Genomic DNA, 16890 nt, shown 5'->3' on the forward strand with positions numbered 1-16890 from the left:
AAAACCCGCGCGCGCGTGGTAGGGTCAGGATCAGACCGCCTTCATCATTCCAACAGCGCCGCGGGTGTGTCGTGCCAGGAGAAGCAAGCGGCTTTACCGTCAGTACTTTCCGTCGGTATCCGGCTCAATTGTCTACCGACTGTAGAGACAGCGAGCAGGCTCCATTGCGGCACAGGCTCGCCCTACCATGCTGTTGTCACGGCAGTCGCCACCCATGCCGCGCCAGAATGTACGTCGTATGCGGACTGCGCGCAATCGCGCATGCATGTTTCCCCTGCGGGGCTTCCGTCGTGTTTGCCGGGAAGTACGAGCGGAGCGGATTCCAAGGCGTTGCGGCAAGCGCGTCCACCGGCCACGCGCCGGCGGACAGATGCACCGTGGAGCGTACCCCGGCAACGGATGCATGCCACGCGGTGCGGCGCGGGCGCGCTCACAGGGATGAGGTTGCCGTCGCGTCGCACGCGGGGAGGAAGCATGCGCTAAACACGCTTGCTCGACATTCTGCTGCTGAGGTAGATCGAATACAGCGCGGACAGGCCGACCAGGCCGTAGATCACGCGCGAGATCGTGCTTCCTTCACCAAACAGCATCGCCACCACGTCCAGGTCCATCAGGCCGACCAGGCCCCAGTTGATGCCGCCGATGATCAGGAGCAGCATCGGTATCCAGTCCACGGCGGTCATGCGCTTGACAGTATGGACGGAGCGGGCACCTCCATTGCTGCGGCGGTCAGGGATATGTCGTCGCTCTGCGTGATTCAGTGTTGCTGCCATGGTAGCCTCCTTGCAAGATCAATCGGCAGAGCGGCGCCCTGCGTCGGGTCGGTTCGCGATGCAATCTCCATGCCGGTGGCGGCTGGTCATTCGGCGCCGATGTACATGTAGCGGAATACAAACACGGCGGCAATGATCCAGGCAATCACCGGTACTTCGCGCGCCCGCCCCGTCAGCAGTTTCAGTGCCGAATAGGAGATGAAGCCGAACGCGACGCCGTTGGCGATGGAGTAGGTGAACGGCATCATCAGTGCGGTGATCACGGCGGGTACGCTCTCGGTGACGTCGTCCCACTCGAGGTCGGCCAGTTCGCGCAGCATCAGGCAGGACACGTAGAAGAGGGCGGGGGCGGTGGCATAGCCCGGGACCGCGCCCGCCAGCGGCGCGATGAACAGGCAGGCGAGAAACAGCAGGGCCACCGCGACGGCGGCCAGGCCGGTGCGTGCGCCGGCCTGCACCCCGGCGGCGCTCTCGATGTAGGCGGTGGTGCTGGAGGTGCCGAGCAGGGAGCCGGCGGCGATGGCGGAACTGTCGGCCAGCAAGGCCTTGTTCAGCCTGTCCATCTTGCCCTGCCTGAGCAGGCCGGCACGGCTGGCGACACCCATCAGCGTACCGGTCGCGTCGAACAGTTCGACCAGGAAGAACACCAGGACCACGTTCAGGATGCCGATGGACAGCGCCGCCGAGACGTCGAGCTTGAGCAGCGTCGGCGCCAGCGAGGGCGGCGCGGAGACGATCCCCTGGAACTGGTTTCCGGCGACGATGAAGCTGAGGAAGGTGACCAGCACGATACCGATCAGGATCGCGCCTTTGACCCGCAGGCGTTCCAGCGCGACGATGATGAAGAAGCCGAGGATGGCAAGCAGCGCGGATGTCGCATGCAGGTCGCCCAGCGTGAGCAGGGTGGCGGGATGGGCGGCGACGATGCCGGCGTTCTTCAGCGAGATGATGGCCAGAAAAAGGCCGATGCCCGCCGTGATCGCGATCCGCACGGAGCGCGGGATGCCGTTGATGATCATTTCCCGCACCCGGATCACGCTGATGAACACGAAAAGGAGGCCGGATATGAATACCGCGCCGAGCGCCGCTTCCCAGCTGTAACCCATTCCCTGTACCACCCCGTAGGCAAAATAGGCATTGAGGCCCATGCCGGGCGCCATGGCGATCGGATAATTCGCATACAGACCCATCACCAGGGAGCCGAGCGCGGCCGCCACGCAGGTGGCGACGAACACCGCGTCCTTCGGCATCCCGGCGTCGCCCAGGATGGAAGGATTGACGAAGATGATGTAGGCCATGGTCAGGAAGGTGGTCAGGCCGCCCAGCAATTCGGTCCGTACATCCGTTCCGTGCTCTTTCAACTTGAACAGACGCTCAAGTGCGCTCATGCGTTCTCCTTGTTCTTGGCAAATTGTCACGGACGGCGCCGTGCGCGGTCCCCTGGTGCGATATTTACCCCAGCTTTTGCTTCCCGGCGTTGTCCGTGCACAGGCCTTGCTCTTCCTATATCACTGCGCTGACTCTACAATTCCTGTCCCGCAACATGTGGGTCGAGGGTACAGGCGAATGCACCGGTGCACATACCGCCGGGCCCATATTTGCCATAAAGACAAAGGTATATGGGTTCCGGGGATATCCTGTAATTTTTGCCAGTAACAAGAATGATTGACGACAGACCGACTACCGCGGCGCGTTCGTGCGGTAGCGCCAGACCAAGCGAGATATGCAAAGCCGCCTGACCCTCAGCAGCATCACCAAACGCTACCCGTCCGTGGTGGCGAACGACGGCATCGACCTCGACGTGCTGCCAGGCGAAATTCATTCCATCCTCGGAGAGAACGGCGCCGGCAAGTCGACCCTGATGAAGATCATCTACGGCGCAGTCCGGCCGGATGCCGGCAAGGTGTTCTGGGACGGCCGGGAAGTCCACATCGCCAATCCGGCCGAGGCGCGCAAGCTGGGCATTGCCATGGTGTTCCAGCATTTCTCCCTGTTCGACACCCTGACCGTCGCCGAGAACATCGCGCTCGGGCTGCCCGGCGATACCGACCTGCGGGAACTGAGCCGCCGCATCGAGAGCACTGCCCGTCAGTACGGCCTCGACCTCGAGCCGCAGCGCCATGTGCACACGCTGTCGGTCGGCGAATGCCAGCGGGTCGAAATCGTGCGCGCGCTGCTGGCGCGGCCCAAGCTGCTGATCCTGGACGAACCGACCTCCGTCCTGACGCCGCAGGCAGTGGAGAAGCTGTTCGGGACGCTGCGTCAACTCGCTGCGGAAGGTTGCAGCATCCTCTACATCAGCCACAAGCTCGACGAAATCCGCTCGTTGTGCGACAAGTGCACCGTGATGCGCGCCGGGAAGGTCACCGGGGTCTGCGATCCGACGCGGGAAACCGCCGCCAGCCTGTCGCGCATGATGATCGGTGCCGAACCGCCAGCAATCCGCGCCGTGCCCCGCGCGCCGGGCGAACAGCGCCTCGCCCTGCGTAATCTGACGCTGCCGAAAAGCCATCCGTTCGGCACCGCGCTGGCCGGCATCAGCCTCGACCTGCACGCCGGGGAGATCCTCGGTGTCGCGGGCGTGTCAGGCAATGGCCAGCAGGAACTGCTGGCAGCGCTCTCAGGCGAAGACATGCGCGCTGCAGCGGACGCTATCCTGCTCGGAGGCGAACCGGTCGGCCGCCTCGACGCGGCCCGGCGGCGCCGGCGCGGTCTGGGCTTCGTGCCGGAAGAGCGGCTCGGCCGCGGAGCCGTGCCAGACCTCTCGCTGGCGCAGAATATCCTGCTGTCGCACCAGGAGCGCGAGACCGTCACCCGCGGAATGATCCGTTTCGGCGCGATCCGGCAGCTGGCATCGTCGGTCATCGACCGGTTCAAGGTCAAGGCGCCGGGGCCGCAGGCGACCGCCGGCAGCCTTTCCGGGGGCAATCTGCAGAAGTACATCGTCGGGCGCGAGGTGATGCGCGACCCGAAGGTGCTGGTTGTCGCCCAGCCGACATGGGGGGTGGATGTCGGCGCCGCGGCGCAGATCCGCGCCGAGCTGGTCGCGTTGCGCGACGCCGGCTGCGCGCTGCTGGTGGTGTCCGAGGAACTGGATGAGCTGTTCGAGATTTCCGATCGCCTGGTAGTGATTGCCAAGGGCCGGCTGTCGCCCTCGATACGCAGGGAGGATGCCACGGTGGACTTGATCGGACTATGGATGAGCGGACTGTGGGACGACGCCGCGGGCCAGCGGGAGGACACCCATGCTTAAGCTGGAAAAACGGCCCGCCCCCTCGGTCCTGATGTCCTGGCTGTCGCCGCTGCTCGCGGTGCTGCTGACGGCGCTGTGCGGCGCCATCCTGTTCGTCTCGCTCGGCAAGGATCCGGCGCAGGGGCTCTCGGTCTTCTTCCTCGACCCGCTGGCCGACCTGCAGGGCTGGGCCGAGGTCGGCGTCAAGGTGGCGCCGCTGCTGCTGATCTCGGTCGGGCTGGCGATCTGCTTCCGGGCCAACGTGTTCAATATCGGGGCCGAGGGCCAGCTGGTCCTCGGCGCGATCGCCGGCGGCGCAGTCGCCCTGTACTTCGACCAGGGCGAGGGCGGCGGGGCGTTGATGATCACGCTGGTGCTGCTGGCCGGCGCGGCGGGCGGCATGGCGTGGGCGGCCATCACGGCCTTCCTTCGCGACCGCTGCAATGCCAACGAGATCCTGGTGTCGCTGATGCTGGTGTATGTCGCGCAGCTGCTGCTCAGCCTGCTGGTGCACGGCGTGCTGCGCGATCCCGAGGGGTTCAACTTCCCGCAGTCCCGCATGCTGTCGGACGGCTTCCTGCTGCCGATGATCGTCGAGGGCACCCGCCTGCATCTCGGCCTGCCGCTGGCCCTGGGCGCCGCGCTGCTGGCCTGGATATACCTGTCCCGCAGCTTCGCCGGCTACCGGCTGCAGGTGGGCGGCATGGCGCCGGCGGCCGCGCGCTACGCGGGGTTTTCCTCGCGCCGCGCGCTGTGGGCATCAATGCTCGTCTGCGGCGCACTGGCCGGCATCGCCGGCACCGTCGAGGTGATCGGGCCGATCGGCCAGCTCACACCCTCGGTCTCCCCGGGCTATGGTTTTGCCGCCATCATCGTCGCCTACGTCGGCCGGCTGCACCCGGTGGGCGTGGTGTTCTCGAGCTTCGTGATGGCCCTGTTCTATATCGGCGGCGAACTGTCGCAGTCCCGCCTCGGGATGCCAAGCGCGATCACCGGCGTGTTCCAGGGGATCCTGCTGTTCGCGCTGCTGGCCTGCGACGTGCTCATTCACTACAAGCCCAGCTGGAGGAAATAATGGAATCGTTCGCTCCGCTGATCGCCGCGTCGATCAATGCCGGCACGCCCCTGATGCTGGCCGCGCTCGGCCTGCTGATCAACGAGAAGTCCGGGGTGGTCAACCTCGGCGCGGAAGGCATGATGCTGGTGGCGGCCATCGTCGGCTTCGCCGCGGCCTCGACCAGCGGCAGCTTTGCCCTCGGGTTTGTCGCCGCCGCCCTGGCCGGCATGCTGCTCGGCGGCTTCTTCGCGCTGATGACGGTCTGGCTCGGGACCAACCAGTACGCCACCGGGCTCGCCCTGTCGCTGTTCGGCGGCGGCGCCTCCGCCTACATCGGCATCAGCTTCGTCGGCCGCAGCCTCGAAAGCGCGAAGCACGCGCTGCCCTTCCTGTCCGAGCTGCCGTTCGTCGGCGTCGCGCTGTTCCGCCAGCATCCGGTGGTCTACCTGTCGCTGCTGCTGTGCGCCGGCATCGCATGGTTCCTGTACCGTACGCGCGCCGGCCTGGTGCTGCGGGCGGTCGGCGAATCGCCGTCGTCCGCCCATGCGCTCGGCTACAACGTGCGGCTGATCCGCCTTGGCGCGCTGCTGTTCGGCGGCGGCTGCTGCGGGCTGGCCGGCGCCTTCATGTCGCTGGTCTACACCCCGCTGTGGGTCGAGGGCATGGTGGCGGGCCGGGGCTGGATCGCGCTGGCCCTGACCACCTTCGCCACCTGGCGGCCGGCACGCGTGCTGGCCGGCGCCTACCTGTTCGGCGGCGTCACCATCCTGGCCTTCCATGTGCAGGGACTGGGCGTGCCGGTCGCCGCCCAGTGGCTGTCGATGCTGCCGTACCTGGCGACCATCCTGGTGCTGGTGCTGATCTCCACCAATGCAAGCTGGATCAAGCTGAACATGCCGGCGTCGCTGGGCAGGAATTTCAATCCGCACTGATCGGCGGATAATAGGGGGTTTACGGGTTTCTCCCCTTGCCGATATCCCACCGGCAAGGGGCGCTGATAAGAACGAGTGGGATACACCTGTAGAGGAAAACATGTCGAAAAGCTTCATGCGCGGTGCCCTGGCCGCGCTTGCCGTCCTGCCTGCGGTTGCCGCCGCCCCCGCATTCGCCGCCGATCCGCTGGGCGTCGGATTTGTCTATGTGAGCCCGATCGGCGAAGCCGGCTGGACCTTCCAGCACGACATGGCCCGCAAGGAGATGGAGAAGGCGCTGCCCGGGAAAGTCACCTCGCGCTTCGTCGAGAACGTCCCGGAAGGCGCCGATGCCGAGCGCGTGATCCGCGACCTCGCGCAGCAGGGCAACAAGCTGATCTTCACCACCTCGTTCGGCTACATGAACCCGACGCTGAAGGTGGCCAGGCAGTTCCCGAACGTGAAGTTCGTGCACCTGACCGGTTACAAGACCGCTCCCAACGTCGCCACCGTCAATGCCCGCTTCTACGAGGCACGCTACCTGGCCGGCGTCCTTGCCGGCAAGATGAGCAAGTCCAACGTGGCCGGCTATGTCGGCGCGTTTCCGATCCCGGAAGTCCTGCAGGGAATCAACGCGTTCACCCGCGGCATGCGCAGCGTGAACCCGAAGGCCGAGGTGCGCGTGGTCTGGGTCAACAGCTGGTTCGATCCGGGCAAGGAACGTGACGCCGCCATCACCCTGATCGGGCAGGGCGCGGACGTCGTGACGCACCATACCGACTCGCATGCGACGGTGCAGGCGGCGGAGGAAAAGGGCAAGTTCGCGGTCGGCTATCACTCCGACATGAAGAAGTTCGGCCCAAAGGCGCAACTCGCAGCCGTTACGCACCACTGGGGCGACTACTACACCAAGGCGGCGCAGCAGGTCGTCGAAGGCAAGTGGAAGTCGACCGGGGTCTGGGGCGGCATCAAGGACGGCTTCGTCAAGCTGGAAGCCATCAATCCCGCCGTGCCGAACGACGTGAAGCAACTGGTGGCCGCCGCCGAGAAGGACATCGCCTCCGGCAAGCTCACCCCGTTCGACGCGCCGGTGAAGGATAACGAAGGCAAGGTCCGCCTCGACAAGGGCGCGCTCAACGACGACGCGCTCAACAAGATGGACTACTACGTCGAAGGCGTGGTCGGCAAGCTGCCGACGAAGTAAGCGCTGATGATGAACGAAAGGCCCGCGACGCGGGCCTTTCTGCTTCTGGCCGGGCCGGAATCGGCCCGGCAATGTCGTGGAGCGCGGCGCGGGCGTTGCTGCAGCCTCCAGTCCAAACAGGCCGCCGCCGGGTTGTTGCGGCGAATATCGGCGATGCAAGTTGCCGGGGGTGTGGCCCAGGTGTGGCCGATGACGGCGAGGAGGCAGCATGGACTTCATGGTCAATATCGATGTCGACGACATCGCCCGCGCCGAGCGCTTCTACCGGGAGGCATTCGGTCTCCGGCCCGGCAGGCGGCTCGGCCCCGGCGCCCTCGAGATGCTGGACGGTCCGGTGCCGCTGTGGCTGTTGCAGAGGGAGCAGGCATCGTCGGCGGTGCCGGGTGCCGGCGCCACGCGTGACTACGCGCGCCACTGGACCCCGGTGCATCTCGACTTCGTGGTGGAGGACATCGACCGTGCGCTGGCGACCGCGGTCGCGGCCGGCGCCCGGCTTGAGCAGGAAGTCTCGACGCATGCATGGGGCCGGCTGGCCCCGATGGCCGATCCGTTCGGTCACGGCTTCTGCCTGATCCAGTTCCTCGGCCGCGGGTATGACGAAGCGGCTACGCCGCGAACACCGGATTCACCGAAAGCACCTTGACCTTGGCGGCCGGGTTCTGCACGACGTCCGGATCGTTGCGGTAGTTCCAGTAGCGTTCGTAGGCGAACTCGACGTCCTGGATGGTGCTGCAGCCGGCGAAGGGACTGTCCGGGTTGCGGGTGTCGACGTTCTCGGTGCGGATGGCCCCGAACCGGCACGGCTCGGCGGTGACGTCGACGGTGATCGCAACTACCTGGAATTCCATATCCGCTCCTCGTTTCAAGAAATGACTGTAGCAGGCGGCTTGGCCGCGCTCCCCGATCTTGCTCAAGCGCTGGCGCCGGCGCCGCCGGGACCGCCGAGCATCAACGCCAGTTCGCCGCTGTCGATCAGCTTCCGCAGTTCGGTGGCGCCGCCGATCAGGACGCCATCGACAAACACCATCGGAAAGGTCGGCCAGCCGGTCCACATCTTCAGCGCATTGCGTCGTCGCCACTGGCTCAGGTAGCTGCCGTACTCGAGATAGCGGTAGGGCGTGCCGATCGCATCAAGCGCCCGTCGCGCCTTGCGCGGAAACGGGTTCTGCGCCATGCCGACCACCACCACGCGGCTGCCCGCCATCGCCGCCTCCACCTCGTGCACGATCCCGGTGTGATGCCCGGCGACGCGGTTGCGGATGGCTGGGTGGAGGCGGGTCTCGTCGAGGATGGGGCGGGGCATCGGCAACTCCGGGTGCGGGGTGGACTGAACACGCCATTGTAGCGAGCGCACGGAAAGGTCGCCGGAGCGGGTTTTGTTGGTATTGGGGAAAGCGGAAAAATCGGCTGCAAGCCGCATGGATATTGGGTAGAATCGCTTGTACTGTATGGATAAACAGTAGTCTGAGAGAAACGGCGGCTGCCGTTTTCCACGTTATCAGGAGGTCATCATGTTCAAGACGGGCACTGCAGTAGGCGCCGGCCGCTGGCCGAACCGCCATGCGCATCCGGAGCACTGGCACAAGCCGCTGCGCGGGCAGGTGATGGATATCTGCGACGTGCGCGCCTGGGCGAATTCCATCCACTTCCCGGAGGACGTGCCGCACGCCGGCGAGGTCATGACGCTGGCGCTGCGTCTGCAGCGGGAAGGCAAGCTGCAGGGACTCGTGCCGGTGATCTGGGACTGCAACACCCATCGCCGCGTATGCTGGGAGAGGCTGGAAGCGTTGCGCAGCTACGAGGACGACGTCGTCCTCTGGCGCGCCGCCAAGGCCCTGCGGCTGGACGAGATCGAGCACCCGCGCCGCCGCCGTCCGCGCGACATCCGCGAATTCCTGCCGCAACAGCAGCAGCACCTGGCGCTGGCCTGAGGGGTGGCGCCTCAGGCCGTGCCCGGCACGGTTTCCGGTGCCGCCGCGCCCTGCAATTTCCCGTCACCGAGCGCCTGGTCGAGTGCGGCGACAACGTCGCCGGCGAGCGTACGGAGTGCATCGAGCCGGTCCATCCGCAACTCGCCGGCGCGCAACATCGGTTCCAGTTCGGAGGCGCATGCCGCGAGTGCGGTGGCGCCCACATTTGCCGCCATCCCGCGGATGTCGTGCACAACGGCCGCGGCTGTGGCGGGGTCGGCCGTTACATCGGCGCGGTCGAGACGGGCGATGCCGTCGCCGAGTGTGTGCCGCATCATGCCCAGCACTTTCCGGTAAAGCCCGGCATCCCCGCCCAGGCGATCAAGGGCGCCACGGGTATCGAAGCCGGGGATGTCCAATCCGGCGAGGGCAGGCGGAAGATCCCGCTCCGGTCCCGGCCCGTCAGGCTCGCCCTGCCGGGCGCCGTCCTGCGGCAGCCACCGTGCCAGCACCTGGTAGAACCTGCCAAAATGAATCGGCTTGCTGATGTGGTCCTGCATGCCGCTCTTCAGGCATAGCTCCCGGTCGTCGGGGCCGGCATGCGCCGTCATGGCGATGACCGGCAGGCCGGCGTAGCGCTCGTCCATCCGCAGCCTGCGCGCTGCCGCATGGCCGTTCATCTCCGGCATCTGTATGTCCATCAGCACCAGGTCGTAGGCGCCCGGTCCGGCGGCGAACAGCATGTCCAGCGCCAGCCTGCCGTTGTCGGCCACCGTGCATGCCACGCCTGCTGCGCGCAGCAGCTCGCATGCAATCTGCTGGTTCACTTCGTTGTCCTCGACCAGCAGCACCCGGCGGCCGTCGAGACGCGGCGGCGCGTGTTCCGCGTGCGCGGCGTCGTGCTCCCGTATCGGTTCGCCGGCCTGCCCGACATCGCTGTCGCCGACCTGCAGCGCAGGCAGCACTGCGGCCGCATACTGCCGGCGCGCCAGGCCGAAGCGCAGCGCAAAACTGAAGCAGGCGCCCTTGCCTTCGTCGCTGCGCAGCGCGATTGTCCCGCCCATCATCTCCACCAGCCGCTTGCTGATTGCCAGGCCAAGACCGGTGCCCCCGTAACGGCGGGTGGTCGATTCGTCGGCCTGGGTGAAAGGCTGGAACAGGCGCGCCTGCTGCTCCATGCTGATGCCGATGCCGGTATCCTCGACTTCGAAGCGCAGCGTGACACTGCCGCTGTCGGCGCCGGCGAAGGTGCAGCGCACGCGCACCTCGCCTTGCGGCGTGAACTTGACCGCATTGCTTACCAGGTTGATCAGGACCTGTCCCAGCCGCAGCGGGTCGCCGTTGAGGTGGCGGGGCACGTCGTCGCCGACCTCGACCAGGTAGCGCAGGCCGTTGTCGGCCGCCCGCTGCGCGGTCACCGTGCTGAGGTTGGACAGCACATCATGCAGCGAAAAGTCGGTCTTCTCGACATTCAGCTTGCCCGCCTCGATCTTCGAGAAGTCAAGGATGTCGTCGATGATGCCGAGCAGGGAGACCGAGGCGCGGTGGATTTTTTCCACATAGTCGCGCTGCCTGCCCGCGAGCCCGCTGCGCAGCGCCAGATGGGCCATGCCGATCACTGCGTTCATCGGGGTCCGGATCTCATGGCTCATGTTCGCGAGGAAGGCGGATTTCATCTCGGAGGCCTGTTCCGCCCCGTCGCGCGCGCGCTCCAGCGCCCGCTCGTGTTCGCGCAGTTCCTGGTTGATCCGCGACAGTTCGGCGGTGCGCTCCGCCACCCGCTGCTCCAGTACCCGCTCGGAACGTTTCAGGCTGTCCACCAGTTGCTGCTGCGCGCCTTCCTTCTCCCGCTTGATCTGGTTGAAGCGGTCGGCCAGCGTCAGCGACAGCAGCAGCATCTCCAGCGCCGATCCGAGCTGCATGCCGTAGACCGAGAGGAAGGTGGGGATGCCCTGTACGCCGGAGCTGCGCGCCGCCGTCAGGATGGCGGCGAACAGCAGGCAGCTGAAGGCGAGCAGGAAGAAGCGGGCACTGCGCTGGCCGCGGATCAGCGTCACGATGCCGATGATCAGCGCCAGCACCATGTTCGCGACATCGAGCGCGATGCCGGGGGCGATCATGCGACTGTAGGGCAGCACCGCGAAGCCGATGATCTGCAGCAGGTTCAGGAACAGGAAACCGCTGACCACCCGGTCGAGCCATGGCACCGTCTGGCGCATGGAAAACAGGTCGCGCTGGAACAGCAGCAGCGTGAAGCCGGTCAGGGCGAAGCCGACCATCGAGGAGATCTGCGACCAGCCCGGCGAATCGGGCCAGAGAAACTGGAAGCCGATCCCGCTGTATGCGACCGTCGACAGCGCGTTGGCGCCGACGAACATCACGTAATACAGGTAGGTTCGGTCGCGCAGCGAGGCGAACAGCAGGAAGTTGAACAGCCCGAGTGCCAACAGCATGCCGAAATACAGGGACTGGGCGATGTATTCCAGCAGGCTCTGCTTGGCGAAAGTGCGCGGCTCCCACAGCCTGGCCGGAATGTCGAGCGAGGTGCCGGAGGCGACGCGCAGGTAGTAGGTGCCGATCGACTTGGCAGGCAGCTGCAGCGGGAACACGAAGTTGCGGTGGTCGTAGGGCCGGGCATGGAAGGGCATCGCATGGCCGGTGGAAACCCGCCGGAAACCGCCTTCCTCCGGTATGTAGAGTTCAAGCGAATGCAGGTGCACGAAGGGAATCTCGAGCAGGCGCTCCAGGGTGCGCCGGTTCGGGTTGCCGAAGGTGATGCGCAGCCAGATAGCGGACGAGCGCAGGCCGAAATTCAGCGAGTCGGTGTTTTGCAGCGAGGGCCGGAAGCGTTGCTCGAAATCCGGGCTGGCGACCTCATCGATCGTCCACTTTGCATCCCGGTCTTCCAGCACGTCCCAATACGGGGTGAGGCTGAGCGGACGGGTGCCGGTGTCGGTATCGACGCGCAGGCCCCCGGCGGCCACCGGCGCCCAAGCCACCATGCAAAACAGCACTGCCATGCACAGGCGAATCAAGACTGCGGTACCGGACATCGGGCCTCCTGCCGTACAGGCGCCCGCCGAATGCGGATATTGCCTGCAAGAAAAGGGATCATGCTAGCAGCAGCGGCAGGTCATCGGTAGAGGGTGGCCGGCTTTTGGATTGAAAAGCGCGCCAGAAGCGGGAAGTTGGCGGGATGACAAGCTGCAAGGCGTGCCTGCGACAAGTCTTGGCAAGCCAGGCGCGCAAGCGTATCTTGTTGAATACAAGAAATTCCACCACAGGGCGTCGCGCCCGGTACGGGAGGAGACGATGAGCGTCAGCATCACGTTTAACAGCGCGTACCGGATACCGCTCGCGAGCGCGTTCTTCATGGCCCGACACCCGGTCCTCGACCGGTCGCACCGGCCGGTGGCGCATGAACTGTTGTTTGGCCGCGTCGGCAACGCCGGGACGAGCGCCGGCGACGAAGCCAGCGATGCCGACAGTGATGACGATGCCCACGGGACCGGCGGCACGCGTGCCGCCCCTGCTGGCGCCGACCGGCCTGCGCATGCGCCGGTGATCGAGGACGTCGCCCGTCACGGTCTGCTTCGCATACTGGGCGACCTGGCAGGGATTCTTCATATCGACGAGGAGGCGCTGCTGGGCGACAGCGTGCAGCAATTGCCTTTCAACCGGGTGATCCTCGAACTGGCGCCGCACGTGCCGCTGTCCGACGCCACCGTGGTGCGCTGCGCGCAACTGGCGGCCGCCGGGTATCGCTTCGGCCTGCGTCCGGCGGGGATGTCCGGCCTGGACGCCCTGCTGCCGCTGGTGCAGGGCATCCGCATCGACGTCACCGGCATGGACGCCGAGACGCTGCGGGCTGCCTGCAACCACTACCGGGGACAGGGCAAGCGGATGTATGCGGCGGGGGTCGAAACGCTCGCCCGGTTCCAGCTGTGCGCCGAGCTCGGCTTCGACTATTTCCAGGGCTACTACTTCACCGCGCCACAAGTCCTGCCGGGCAGGAGGCTGTCGCCGTCCCAGCAGGCAATCGTGGAACTGCTGTCGCTGCTGGCGTCGGACGCAAGCGACACCGCCGTCGAGCACCGCATCAAGGCCGATGTCGCGCTCGGACTCAACCTGCTGCGACTGGCCAACACGCCGGCGTGCAGCACCCACCGCATCGACTCCCTGCGGCAGGCCGTCATGGTGCTGGGCCGCAACCAGTTGCAGCGCTGGCTGCAGGTGCTGCTGTATGCGGACGGCGGCGGCCAGGCTGCATCGAACCTTGCGCTGAGTTCGCTGGCCGCGGTGCGGGGCCGGCTGATGGAGCTGGTGGCGCAAAAGCTCATGCCGGGCAACCGGAGCATTGCCGATACCGCGTTCACCGTCGGCATCATGTCGCTGATGGATACGCTGTTCGGCATGCCGATGGACGAACTCCTGCGACAGCTGCCGGTCGGCGACGAGGTGCAGGGGGCGCTGCAGTGCCGGCAGGGCTATTTCGGCCGGCTGCTCACGCTTGCCGAGCATGCGGAACGGCAGCATCAGCCGGAGATGCTGCTTGCCACGCTCCGCGGACTCAGGTTGTCTTCGAGGGATTTCTACCTGCTCCAGCTGGCCGCCTACGAATGGAGCGACCAGGTCAACCGCGAACTGCGCTGACAGCAGATCCGGCCGCCGTCGCGGCTCGCCGGCGGCGAACTAATGCGGCATTGCCCCGTCCTACCGGAAGAATGCGCCTGCGTGGAGGATGCCGATGACAACGACCGAGAAGCAGCAGCCCGGCGAGGGTGCCGGCAAGGGAGGCAAGGGACTTGCCGACCTCAACATCACCGCAGCCGATCCACCCCTGCCGGAAGAGAACGCCCATCCGTCGCCGGCCCGCACGCCGTCCAAAGGGCTGGAGAACCAGAACGTCACCCAACCGGCCGGTCTGGACGTCCGGCGCGAGCAATGAAGCCCTTGGCAGGCCTGCTGCGCCTGCTGCCGATGCTGCTGCTGGCTGCCTGCGCCGGCACGCGGGAGGGGCCGCCATTCACGATGCACCCCGGGGACAGGATTGGGCTGCTGGTCGAGACGACGGACGCGCCGGTGCATACCCACTATCACACCGACGCCGGGGCCACCGTGCGTTCCGCGCATGCCTACCCCTACGCCTGGCAACTCGACGCGGCCGTCACCGAGGTGATCCGCCGGCAGTTGACGGTGGCGGGCTTCACCGTGGTCGACCTGGAGGCGCAGGGCATGCGGCATGGCGAGCTCGACGGCGTCGTCGCTCCCTCGGGCAGTCAATGGGCGCCGCCGGCGGGCCCGATCGCGGAACAGTTGCGCCAGCAGGGCGTGCGCGCCGTGGTGCTGGTCAGGGATGCGCGCACCCTCGCTGCGCTCGATTGCGCGGACGGCCCCTGCGACGAGCATCTGGCCGAGGGGCCGGGACTGTACAGCCGCAGCGTCGGCAACGCTACCAGCTTCCGCGCCGTCGCCGGCTTCGACTGGCATGTCTACCTGCTCGATCCCCCTGGCGATCTGGGCGCAGCGCAGCCCCTGCGCAGCACCTTGCGGATGCCGGCTGCCGAACTGCACGGTTTTCGCCGCCCCGCCAACCTGTACGCGATGACTGAAACGGAACTGGCACCGGTGAGAAAGCGGCTGCTCGAGTATGTGGAGGCGACCGCCGAGGATGTGGTGGGGATGCTGGGAGGCCGGCGGGTGGTCGAGGTCGAGCAGGCGTCCGTGCATGTGCCGGACACCAGATGAAGCGGCCCGTGCGGAAGAAGCGGATGGCGCCATGTCGGCACATGCGCGCCGGGTAAATCACCGGGCAGGTGAATCTTGAGCGGCCAGCAAACGCTCGAGGTCGGCGACCTGCTGTGCAAGCCTGGCATTCTCCGCCGTGAGCCTGTCATTCTCCGCCGCCTTCTGGTCCCGGTCCGCGGCGACGGCGTTACGCTGTGCCTGTAGTGCCGGGATCAGTTTCTCCAGTGCGCTGTTGCGGGTCGCGAGTGCCGTGTTCGCTTGGCCGTCGGCCAGCGTGTGGCAGGCGAGCGCGGCCAACTTGCTCTCCAATCGGTCATTGCGTTCGAGAACAGCATCGATTTGCCGTTTCAGGTCATCGATCTCCTCTGCCGCGGACGCCTCAGCCACCTTGAGTTCGTCACGTTCGTCAATTAGTCCTCCATGCTCGGCGGTGAGCGCGGCGTGCGCTTCGTGCAGCTTCCCATACCGTTCGTTCAGGTCTTCCAGCACGCGTTGCAGCTTCGCCCCCTCTCCCTGGATCTCGGTCGCTCTTTGGCCGAGGGTCGCCGCGAAGTCATGCAGGTGAGCGTAGCGATCCGCCGAGGCGCTTAGCTCCGCGTCGAGCCATGCTGCGTCGTCCTTCACCTTTGCCAGCGACTGCCGAAGGTTGACAACCTCTGCTTCCGCCGACGCCCGCTCTCCTTGTACTTCGCCCAGCTGCAGCGTATGAAGCACTTTTGCCAGTGCCTTGTCGCTCCGGGCGGCAGCAAGATCGCCCTCGCACGTCCGGAGCCGTTCCTCCAGCGCCTGTATCTCCCCGGTCAGCCTGGAGATGTGTTCATTGAGCGCATTCAACGCGCCGGCATGTTTTTCCCGGACGGACTTGAGACCGTCCCAGGCCTGCCGCGCGCGTTCGTCGGCGTCGGCGCCCACCGGTCCAAGGTTGGTCAGCAACTGGCGGAGGCAGGCATTGTCATGCGATAGATCTTCGATGTGCTCTTCCGCCGCGCGCAACATCGATGCGCTGTTCCCGGGCGTTGGCGCCCGCATCGTCGCGGCTACCGTCACGCTCTTCGGCCTGGGCGACGTAAAATCGGCAATCGCCTTGTTCAAGCCAGCGATCCGCTTCTCCAGGCCAGCGATCCGCGTCTGCAGGAGCGCGACGCCTGGATCCGGATCGTCCGCTCGTCCTTGCGTGGCAGCGGAGGACAGGCGAGTGCCGGCCGTCGCGCCAGGCCAATCCTGGCCGGCGATGTTGCGAAGCGCGCGGGTCCGCGCCCCCGCTCGCGCGTGCGGCCCCGGCGTGTGTGTCCCGGCCTGGCGCGGCGCCGACGTCTGCGGCGTTTCCTCCGCTTCGGGAATCGCCGGCAAGCCGCTGTGCGACGACGAGAAACTGGCCGGATGGAGGTAGGTTGCGGGCATTTTTACTTGCGGTGTTGTATGGACCGCCATGAGTGGAGCCTGACGATGCAAGGTTCCATTGCCCGCGTGTGGAAACAGGGAAGCAGGTGCAAGCTACTTGCGCGACACCCAGCCGTTTTCCTGGAGGTAGAAGCGCAGCGGCATCCCCGCCCAGTCGCCTGCATATGCCACTCCCACCCTCGGCGCCGCCACGACACGGTCCCGCAGTTCCTCGCCGGCGTCTTCAATGAAGAGTTCATTCCCCAGCAGATCCTCGCCGTTCAGTCGTCGGTCAATTCCGAGCGCGCGGCACAGCAGTCCCGGGCCACGGGTGTTGCCGCCGATCCCCGTCACGGGCTCCAGCGCGCGGATCAGGACAGCAGCACCGTTGCCTTCGGCTTCGGTGACGACGTTCAGGCAGTGATGGATCCCGTAGATCAGGTAGACATAGGCATGGCCAGGCGGCCCGTACATCACCCTCGTGCGCGGCGTGACGCCCTTGGAGGAATGGGCGGCAAGGTCGTGCGCGCCGACGTATGCCTCGACCTCGACGATGCGACCGCGCATACGCCGCGCGCCGTCCACGCGGACCAGGTGCTTGCCGAGCAGGTCGCGTGCGACCGTCTCCGTGTCGCGATCGTAGAAACTGCGGGGAAGTTTCAGGTTTGCCGTCAT

16 protein-coding genes are annotated in these 16890 nt (G+C 66.3%); 9 read left to right on the top strand and 7 right to left on the bottom strand.

All coding sequences use genetic code 11. The features are described from left to right. Positions 1 to 479 precede the first annotated feature (479 nt). Both VIM12_RS17955 and VIM12_RS17960 read right to left on the bottom strand, forming a co-directional pair. Complete coding sequence (locus VIM12_RS17955; RefSeq protein ID WP_331943207.1) at positions 480 to 773, bottom strand: DUF378 domain-containing protein; 294 nt, start codon at positions 771 to 773, stop codon at positions 480 to 482. A gap of 86 nt (positions 774 to 859) precedes the next feature. Then, entirely contained in the window at positions 860 to 2161 is a 1302-nt protein-coding gene (locus VIM12_RS17960) for an NCS2 family permease (RefSeq protein ID WP_331943209.1), read from the bottom strand. A gap of 335 nt (positions 2162 to 2496) precedes the next feature. Between VIM12_RS17960 and VIM12_RS17965 the strand changes: the two genes are divergently transcribed. The 5 genes from VIM12_RS17965 (at position 2497) to VIM12_RS17985 (ending at position 7820) form a co-directional block, all read left to right on the top strand. Next, positions 2497 to 4026, top strand: a complete 1530-nt coding sequence (locus VIM12_RS17965; RefSeq protein ID WP_331943211.1) for an ABC transporter ATP-binding protein — start codon at positions 2497 to 2499, stop codon at positions 4024 to 4026. Continuing rightward, positions 4019 to 5080 (top strand): ABC transporter permease, encoded by a 1062-nt coding sequence (locus VIM12_RS17970; RefSeq protein WP_331943213.1) that lies wholly within the window; start codon positions 4019 to 4021, stop codon positions 5078 to 5080. The genes VIM12_RS17965 and VIM12_RS17970 overlap by 8 nt, the downstream gene beginning before the upstream one ends. Then, on the top strand, positions 5080 to 5994 hold the full coding sequence (locus tag VIM12_RS17975) for an ABC transporter permease (RefSeq protein WP_331943215.1): 915 nt from the start codon (positions 5080 to 5082) through the stop codon (positions 5992 to 5994). The genes VIM12_RS17970 and VIM12_RS17975 overlap by 1 nt, the downstream gene beginning before the upstream one ends. A gap of 100 nt (positions 5995 to 6094) precedes the next feature. After that, the gene (locus tag VIM12_RS17980; protein WP_331943217.1) at positions 6095 to 7177 is read left to right on the top strand and encodes a BMP family ABC transporter substrate-binding protein; all 1083 of its coding nucleotides are present in this window, start codon (positions 6095 to 6097) and stop codon (positions 7175 to 7177) included. Between the two features lie 208 nt (positions 7178 to 7385). Beyond that, on the top strand, positions 7386 to 7820 hold the full coding sequence (locus VIM12_RS17985) for a VOC family protein (protein WP_331943219.1): 435 nt from the start codon (positions 7386 to 7388) through the stop codon (positions 7818 to 7820). Here the strand turns inward: VIM12_RS17985 and VIM12_RS17990 are convergent. Both VIM12_RS17990 and VIM12_RS17995 read right to left on the bottom strand, forming a co-directional pair. After that, entirely contained in the window at positions 7783 to 8025 is a 243-nt protein-coding gene (locus VIM12_RS17990; RefSeq protein WP_331943221.1) for a hypothetical protein, read from the bottom strand. The genes VIM12_RS17985 and VIM12_RS17990 overlap by 38 nt on opposite strands. Positions 8026 to 8087: 62 nt before the next feature. Further along, positions 8088 to 8480 (bottom strand): glutaredoxin domain-containing protein, encoded by a 393-nt coding sequence (locus tag VIM12_RS17995; RefSeq protein ID WP_331943223.1) that lies wholly within the window; start codon positions 8478 to 8480, stop codon positions 8088 to 8090. Between the two features lie 208 nt (positions 8481 to 8688). On the opposite strand from VIM12_RS17995, the gene VIM12_RS18000 reads away from it, so the two are divergent. Next, positions 8689 to 9108: a hypothetical protein gene (locus tag VIM12_RS18000; protein WP_331943225.1), complete on the top strand. Its 420-nt coding sequence runs from the start codon at positions 8689 to 8691 to the stop codon at positions 9106 to 9108. Between the two features lie 11 nt (positions 9109 to 9119). Here VIM12_RS18000 and VIM12_RS18005 read toward each other — a convergent pair whose 3' ends face one another. Then, the gene (locus tag VIM12_RS18005) at positions 9120 to 12140 is read right to left on the bottom strand and encodes a hybrid sensor histidine kinase/response regulator (protein WP_331943227.1); all 3021 of its coding nucleotides are present in this window, start codon (positions 12138 to 12140) and stop codon (positions 9120 to 9122) included. A 259-nt stretch (positions 12141 to 12399) separates the two neighbouring features. On the opposite strand from VIM12_RS18005, the gene VIM12_RS18010 reads away from it, so the two are divergent. The 3 genes from VIM12_RS18010 to VIM12_RS18020 all read left to right on the top strand — a co-directional run bounded on the left by VIM12_RS18010 (position 12400) and on the right by VIM12_RS18020 (position 14835). Beyond that, positions 12400 to 13740 carry an EAL and HDOD domain-containing protein gene (locus VIM12_RS18010; protein WP_331943229.1) on the top strand — a complete coding sequence of 447 codons (1341 nt, stop codon included), beginning with the start codon at positions 12400 to 12402 and terminating at the stop codon, positions 13738 to 13740. Positions 13741 to 13834: 94 nt separating this feature from the next. Next, positions 13835 to 14035 carry a hypothetical protein gene (locus VIM12_RS18015; protein ID WP_331943231.1) on the top strand — a complete coding sequence of 67 codons (201 nt, stop codon included), beginning with the start codon at positions 13835 to 13837 and terminating at the stop codon, positions 14033 to 14035. Next, positions 14032 to 14835 carry a hypothetical protein gene (locus tag VIM12_RS18020; RefSeq protein ID WP_331943233.1) on the top strand — a complete coding sequence of 268 codons (804 nt, stop codon included), beginning with the start codon at positions 14032 to 14034 and terminating at the stop codon, positions 14833 to 14835. The genes VIM12_RS18015 and VIM12_RS18020 overlap by 4 nt, the downstream gene beginning before the upstream one ends. 57 nt (positions 14836 to 14892) lie before the next feature. Here the strand turns inward: VIM12_RS18020 and VIM12_RS18025 are convergent, their stop codons facing one another. Together VIM12_RS18025 and VIM12_RS18030 are read right to left on the bottom strand one after the other, a co-directional pair. Next, positions 14893 to 16287, bottom strand: a complete 1395-nt coding sequence (locus VIM12_RS18025) for a hypothetical protein (RefSeq protein WP_331943235.1) — start codon at positions 16285 to 16287, stop codon at positions 14893 to 14895. A gap of 42 nt (positions 16288 to 16329) precedes the next feature. Then, entirely contained in the window at positions 16330 to 16890 is a 561-nt protein-coding gene (locus tag VIM12_RS18030; protein ID WP_331943237.1) for a DNA-3-methyladenine glycosylase, read from the bottom strand.

The sequence above is a fragment of the Noviherbaspirillum sp. genome (assembly GCF_036563305.1).
Taxonomy (GTDB): domain Bacteria; phylum Pseudomonadota; class Gammaproteobacteria; order Burkholderiales; family Burkholderiaceae_D; genus Noviherbaspirillum.